Source organism: Pacificispira spongiicola, from assembly GCF_012926505.1.
GTDB classification, from domain to species: Bacteria; Pseudomonadota; Alphaproteobacteria; order UBA8366; family Aestuariispiraceae; genus Pacificispira; species Pacificispira spongiicola.
The window spans coordinates 61,710-68,492 of record NZ_JABBNT010000007.1 but is presented as its reverse complement, the minus strand read 5'-3'; the positions used below and the strand labels follow the sequence as shown (position 1 = coordinate 68,492).

The 6,783-nt window shown below is 62.4% G+C and carries 6 protein-coding genes; all 6 read right to left on the bottom strand.

Features of this window, described 5'->3' with window-relative positions:
* Positions 1–380 precede the first annotated feature (380 nt).
* From HH303_RS19315 to HH303_RS19290, 6 genes are read right to left on the bottom strand one after another with little or no spacing between them, the layout of a single operon-like run.
* Complete coding sequence (locus HH303_RS19315; RefSeq protein ID WP_169627044.1) at positions 381–821, bottom strand: DUF1489 family protein; 441 nt, start codon at positions 819–821, stop codon at positions 381–383.
* A gap of 35 nt (positions 822–856) precedes the next feature.
* On the bottom strand, positions 857–1,777 hold the full coding sequence (locus tag HH303_RS19310) for a hydroxymethylglutaryl-CoA lyase (protein ID WP_406611461.1): 921 nt from the start codon (positions 1,775–1,777) through the stop codon (positions 857–859).
* A gap of 2 nt (positions 1,778–1,779) precedes the next feature.
* Complete coding sequence (locus HH303_RS19305; RefSeq protein ID WP_169627042.1) at positions 1,780–3,807, bottom strand: acetyl/propionyl/methylcrotonyl-CoA carboxylase subunit alpha; 2,028 nt, start codon at positions 3,805–3,807, stop codon at positions 1,780–1,782.
* Positions 3,808–3,832: 25 nt separating this feature from the next.
* Positions 3,833–4,390, bottom strand: coding sequence for a hypothetical protein (locus HH303_RS19300; protein ID WP_169627041.1), 558 nt, complete (start codon positions 4,388–4,390; stop codon positions 3,833–3,835).
* Complete coding sequence (locus HH303_RS19295) at positions 4,372–5,154, bottom strand: enoyl-CoA hydratase/isomerase family protein (protein ID WP_169627040.1); 783 nt, start codon at positions 5,152–5,154, stop codon at positions 4,372–4,374. Before HH303_RS19295 ends, HH303_RS19300 begins: the two co-directional genes overlap by 19 nt.
* A gap of 11 nt (positions 5,155–5,165) precedes the next feature.
* A complete protein-coding gene (locus tag HH303_RS19290) occupies positions 5,166–6,773 on the bottom strand; it encodes a carboxyl transferase domain-containing protein (protein WP_169627039.1) in 1,608 nt (535 codons plus the stop codon).
* Positions 6,774–6,783 lie beyond the last annotated feature (10 nt).

Sequence of the window (6,783 nt, the reverse complement as noted above, 5' to 3'; positions counted from 1 at the left end):
GCGAAACCTCTCCCGCAGATGAACGCGTCACTGACTATTCATCAAGACACACAATCGACAGCAATTAAATCACCGCCAACCGCGTATCCCTTCCTATATATCCACTTGTTCAATAACGGGCGCCGGTCAGAAAGAGACCGAAGTTCCCCACGCCGACCCGATTCGTGTCGGCGCAAGTCTTCAGTTTATTCTTCAGGCTGTTCCGCTTCAACCGCTATTTTGGTCTCTGCGTCGGCCGCCGGCTGCCGGGGTGACCCCGTTGTCTCGGCGACGGCGGGTATATATGCGGCGGCTTCGGACGGTGCAACAGAAAAAATGACAGTTTGACGAAATTTTTTAACAAGCCGCCTTTTCCGGGCCTTCCAGCGCGCCCGCTGCAATCACCAAATGCCGAGCGCCCGCAATTCCGCCGTCAATTCCGGCGGCAAATTATCCCCGTTTGCCGATTCCGGTAAATCCGGCGGTGCTTCCGTCCCCGGAAGATAGCGCCATCCTTGGAACGGCCGATGCGGCCAAGGGTCGGTTGGGATCAATTCCGGGGCCAGGATAATCCGGCAATAGGGTTTCTCGTTCGGGTCTTCGTGCGATTCCGCCTCGAACCCCGTGATCGGCTGACGGCAGGCCATCGCCCCCTTGATGATCCAATAGAGGCTGCCGCCCGTCTTAATGATTTCCGAATGGCGTCGCGGCCATGTCCGGGTTCTGTGCCACAACGGACCGCCGGACTGGAGACGCCGCGCCTGCCAATCGCGCAGGTCGTCCAGGCTCTCGGCCCCGACACACAGTTTCCGAATATTCAGCACCGCAGCTTTATCAGTCACACGTCACCTAAAGGATTTTCGTAAACAACCCTGACTCACGCGCCCCGTTTTGCGCGAACGGCCCGGCCGACACGGGACACCGGCTCTCGTCCGACGATATCGGATGCGAAATCCACGGCGGCCATCAGGCGGTCGAAATCGATACCGGTATCGATACCGCTCTGTTCCAGACTGTAGACGACATCCTCGGTCGCGACGTTGCCGGTCGCCCCTTTTGCATAGGGACAACCGCCGAGCCCGGCAACGGCGGTGTCGAAGACCGTGACGCCTTCCGCCAGCGCCGACCAGATATTGGCGAGCGCCTGACCGTAAGTGTCGTGGAAATGTCCAGCCAGCCGTTCGACCGGCACGGCATCCGACACAGCCCGGATCAGCCGCTTGGTTTCCAGCGGCGTGCCGGTACCGATCGTATCGCCCAAGGATATCTCGTAACAGCCCATGGCGTCCAATCGGGCGGCGACCTCCGCCACCTTTGCCGGATCGGTCGGCCCGTCATAAGGGCACCCCATGACGCAGGAGATATAGCCGCGCACCGCCAATCCGGCCTCCAGCGCCTGCTTGCACAGCGGCTCGAACCGATCCAACGACTCCGCGACGGAACAGTTGATGTTCTTCTGAGAGAAGCTTTCGGACGCGGCGCCGAACACCGCGACTTCCCTCACCCCGTGTTCCAGCGCGGCCTCCAGACCGCGCAGATTGGGGGTCAGCATGGGATAGGAGACGCCGACGCGCTTTTCGATCCGGTCGTAGACCTCTCCCGAATCCGCCATTTTCGGCACCCATTTCGGTGAGACGAAGCTGCCGACCTCGATTCCCGTCAGGCCGGTTTCGTTCAGGAACCGGATCAGCGTGATCTTGTCGTCGGTGGACACGTCAGCGGGTTCGTTCTGCAACCCGTCACGCGACCCCATTTCGACAAGGCGCACGAGACCGGGAATGTCTTCTTCGTCCGACACGATCATTCCTCCGCAAAGCTGATCAGCACCGCGCCGTCCGTCACCTGATCGCCCACAGCAAAAGGAAGCGCGTCGACGGTGCCGTCGGCCGGGGCCTTGATGGTATGCTCCATTTTCATGGCTTCAAGGATCATCAGCGACTGACCCGCCGTCACCGTGTCGCCCGCCGCCACGAAGATCGCCGTCACCTTGCCCGGCATAGGCGCCGTCAGGGCATGGTCGGACTGATCGCCCCCGGTCGCCGACGCCAAGGGATCCAGCCGGTCCAGAACGAAGGTATCCGCCCCGTAGAACAGCGTCAGGCGATCGCCGGTCTGGGTTTCGGATCGGCTATAGCCCAGGGTCCGGCGGTCGCCGTCGATCCGTGCTTCGAGGAAATCGTCCGTCACGGACAGGAGGGTGGCCTCGATCTCCGCCCCATCATCCACGCGGCAATGCCATGCCCCGTGATGATGGCGGGTTCGGATAGACCGTTCCCCATCGAAATCCTTGAATTTCAGATCGACCGGCCCGGCATCGTTCAGACGCCATCCGTCGGCCCTGGCCCAGGGCGAATAGGGGTCGCCGCCAGTCGCCGCGCGGGCGCGTGCCTTGCGGGCCTCCCCATCCAATTCGATCAGTGTTGCCATCGCCAGAACGATGTCGTCGGCCCGGGGGCGGCCCGGCAGCAGCATTTCTTCCCGCGCCGCGATGAAGCCGGTATCCAAAAGACCCTCGGAAAAGTCCTCCTGCGACAGGACGCGGATCAGGAAGTCGCGGTTTGTTGCGATCCCGGCGACCTCCGTTTCACGCAGCGCCGCCAACAACCGGGCAATGGCCACATCCCGGTTCGGACCATACGCGATCAGTTTCGCGATCATCGGGTCGTAATGCGGGGATATCTCATCCCCCTGCCGTACGCCGGTATCGATGCGGATACCCTCGCTGTCCTGTGGGAATCGCAAATGATTCAGCACCCCGATGGACGGCAGGAAGCCGCCGTCCGGATCTTCGGCATAGAGGCGCACCTCGATCGCATGGCCGTAATCATAAATTTCCTCCTGCATCAGCGGGAGCGGTTCGCCCGATGCGACGCGCAACTGCCATTCGACCAAATCCTGACCCGTAACCATTTCCGTCACCGGGTGTTCGACCTGAAGGCGCGTATTCATTTCCATGAAGAAGAAATCGCCCGGCGTGCCGTCCGACGCAGTTTCGGCGATGAATTCCACGGTTCCGGCCCCCTGATAGCCGACCGCTAGGGCCGCCGCGACCGCAGCTTCCCCCATGCGTTGGCGCAGATCTTCCGGCATGCCGGGGGCCGTTGCTTCCTCCACGACCTTCTGATGCCGCCGCTGAATGGAGCAATCGCGTTCGAACAGATGCACCGCGTTGCCATACGAATCCGCAAAAACCTGCATTTCAATATGGCGGGGCCGTGTCACGAAACGTTCGACCAGAACCTTGTCGTCACCGAAACTGGCCGAGGCTTCCCGCTTACAGGAAGCCAGCGCTTCCTCAAAATCCGCCGAAGTCTCGACGAGGCGCATGCCCTTACCGCCGCCGCCCGCCGAGGCCTTGATCAGCACGGGGTAGCCGATGCGGTCCGCTTCCGCCTGCAAATGCGCGGGGTCTTGATCCGCACCGTGATAGCCGGGGGTGAGAGGCACACCCGCCTTGTCCATAAGGGCCTTGGCTTCCGATTTCGAGCCCATAGCCCGAATGGCGGATGCGGGCGGCCCGATAAAAACGACGCCCGCCTTTTCGCAGGCCTCCGCGAAGTCGGCATTCTCCGACAGGAAGCCATAGCCGGGATGGATCGCTTCCGCCCCGGTCGCCTTCGCCGCCTCCAGGATAAGATCGGCGCGCAGATAACTATCGCGGGCCGGGGCGGGGCCGAGCCGCACGGCGCGATCCGCCATGGCGACATGCAGTGCGGCGGCGTCCGCGTCGGAATAGACGGCAACCGTCTCCACCCCCAACCGGCGGGCGGTGGCGATGACGCGACAGGCGATTTCGCCCCGGTTCGCGATCAAGATGCGCTTGAACATTCTACTTTCCTCCCGATAGCCGCGCTTATTCAGCGGCAGCGCGTTTTTCGTTCTCGGCCAGTATCGCCGTCACATCCGGCATTTCCGCCATCCAGACCTGCGCATTGGGAATTGCACCGATCAGATGCCGGTCGCGCCATTCCTCAAAAGACCAGGGATGGAAATCGATGGAACCGTGAAGGGCGCGGATCGCGTCAATATCAGGGACGAAGGCCTGGGCCGCCCGACCGTCCGACAGGGAAAACCGGCCCAGCTTGTATTCTTCCCATTCGAACCACGCGACGCGCAGGCTTTCGAGCGGACTGAGGTCCGAAATCAGAAGGCAGGACAGGCTGTCTTCCGTTTCGGCCGGAAAGATTCCGGGAAACCCGTCTCCCGCGATGATACGGGCCAATTCGTGACCGTCGAGCGACACGGGTTCGATCGCTGCGGTTTCCATTGGACGCCCGACAACGATCTCAAAAATCTCAGGCGCGCGCAGCGATCCATAGAAGAGGCTGGGCAGGTCGAGTGTGTGGGTATCGTGCAGCAGAAACCGCAAGCGGTCCCGGTCTAGATCGAGGCTCAGACGGATTTGTTCCAAAACGCCCTCCGTTTTTCCAGGAATGCCCCCAACCCTTCCTGCGCTTCCGGTGTGGCGCGCAGTCGGGCGATGCGTTGGGCGGTATCTTCGACAATGTCGTCGGTGAGCGGGCGGTCGACGGCAAAGACCAGATCCTTCGCGGCGGCAGCGGCTTTCGGCCCGACGCCCAGGATCGTGTTGATCAAACCCTCGACGGTGTCGTCCAGGACTGCTTCCTCCACCACGTCATGCAGCAGGCCCAGCTTGTGCGCCGTTGCGGCGTCGAAGCGTTCGCCCGTGGTGAAATAGCGCCGGGCCGCGCGTTGTCCGATGGCCGCGACGACATAGGGGCTGATCGCCGAAGGGATCAGGCCAAGCTTCACTTCCGACAGGGAGAAGCTGGCGCGCGGCGTGCCGATGGCGATATCGCAGCAGGCGACCAGCCCGACGCCGCCGCCGAAGGCCGCCCCCTGTACCCGCCCGATGACCGGCTTGGGCAGGAAATTGATCGTCTTCAACATCCCGGCGAGGCCCCGGGCGTCCTCTATATTCTCATCCAGCCCATAGGTCGCGACGCGCTTCATCCAGTTCAGGTCGGCCCCGGCGGAAAAGCTCTTGCCCTCCGCTTCCAGCACCACGACGCGGATCGCATCGTCGCCCCCCGCATTGCCAAACGCCTGGGTCAGATCCGCGATCAACCCGTCATCGAAGGCATTGTGCAGATCGGGATTGGTGAGGCGCACGCGGGCGACCGCGCCGTCCTTCACGAGTTCCAGCTTTGCCATCCTATCCCTCCTCACATCCGGAAGACGCCGAACTTCGTCGGCTCGATCGGGGCGTTCTGACTGGCGGACAGGGCGAGGCCGAGAACCATGCGCGTATCCTTCGGATCGATGATCCCGTCATCCCACAGCCGCGCGGAAGCGTAATAGGGATTGCCCTGATCCTCGTATTGCTGTCGAACCGGGGCCATGAAGGCCTCCCGTTCTTCCGCCGTCCAGGACTGCCCGGCCTTTTCCATATTGTCTTCCTTCACGGTGGCAAGGACGTTTGCCGCCTGCTCCCCGCCCATGACGGAAATGCGGGCGTTCGGCCACATCCACAGGAAGCGCGGCGAATAGGCCCGCCCGCACATGCCGTAGTTTCCGGCCCCATAACTGCCGCCGATGATCACGGTGAATTTCGGGACGGATGTCGTGGCCACCGCCGTGACCAGTTTCGCCCCGTCCTTGGCGATCCCACCCTGTTCGTATTTCGACCCGACCATGAAGCCGGTGATGTTCTGCAGGAAGATCAGCGGAATGCCGCGTTGGGAACACAGTTCCACGAAATGCGCGCCCTTCTGCGCCGATTCCGAAAAAAGAATGCCGTTATTGGCGACGATACCGACCGGATAGCCCCACAGATGGGCGAAACCGCAGACCAGCGTCGTGCCGTAGAGCTTCTTGAACTCGTCGAATTCGGACCCATCGACGATCCGCCCGATGACCTCACGCACATCATAGGGCTTGCGCAGGTCCGCGGACACGACGCCGTAGAGGTCGTCGGGGTTCAGCATCGGCTCCACCGGCTCGCGGACCTTCAGGCTGGTCGGCTTGATCCTGTTCAAGTTGGCGACAATACCGCGCGCGATGGACAGGGCATGGGTGTCGTTTTCCGCCATGTGATCCGTCACGCCGGAAATGCGGGAATGGACATCCGCCCCGCCCAGATCTTCCGCCGACACGACTTCACCCGTCGCGGCCTTCACCAACGGCGGGCCGCCCAGGAAGATCGTGCCTTGATTGCGCACGATGACGCTTTCGTCGGACATGGCCGGGACATAGGCACCACCCGCCGTGCAGGAGCCCATGACGACGGCGATCTGCGCGATCCCGTCTGCGGACATATTGGCCTGATGATAAAAGATGCGCCCGAAATGGTCGCGGTCCGGAAACACTTCATCCTGGTTGGGCAGGTTCGCCCCACCGGAATCGACCAAATAGATGCAGGGCAGCCGGTTTTGCCAGGCGATTTCTTGGGCCCGCACATGCTTTTTTACCGTCATCGGGTAATAGGTGCCGCCCTTCACCGTCGCGTCGTTCGCGACGATCATGCATTCCTGGCCCGATACGCGCCCGATCCCGCAGATCACCCCGGCGGAGGCGATCGTATCGCCATACATGTCATAGGCGGCAAGCTGCGACAGCTCCAGAAACGGCGAGCCCGGATCCAGCAAGGTCCGCACGCGTTCGCGCGGCAACAGCTTTCCGCGCGACAGGTGGCGTTCCCGCGCCTTGTCGCCGCCGCCCAGCTTCACCTGTTCCAGGCGGGATTTCAGTTCGGCAACCAGGGCTGCCATTGCCGCGCGGTTGTCGGCGGCTTCCGGACTGCGCGGGTCGTGGGTCGTTGTCAGCGTATTCATCGGCGCTTCC

What these genes read in the sequence shown, in the direction of transcription:
- HH303_RS19305 (WP_169627042.1), bottom strand. Translation starts at nt 3,807, where the DNA reads ATGTTCAAGCGCATCTTGATCGCGAACCGGGGCGAAATCGCCTGTCGC.
- HH303_RS19295 (WP_169627040.1), bottom strand. Translation starts at nt 5,154, where the DNA reads ATGGCAAAGCTGGAACTCGTGAAGGACGGCGCGGTCGCCCGCGTGCGC.
- HH303_RS19290 (WP_169627039.1), bottom strand. Translation starts at nt 6,773, where the DNA reads ATGAATACGCTGACAACGACCCACGACCCGCGCAGTCCGGAAGCCGCC.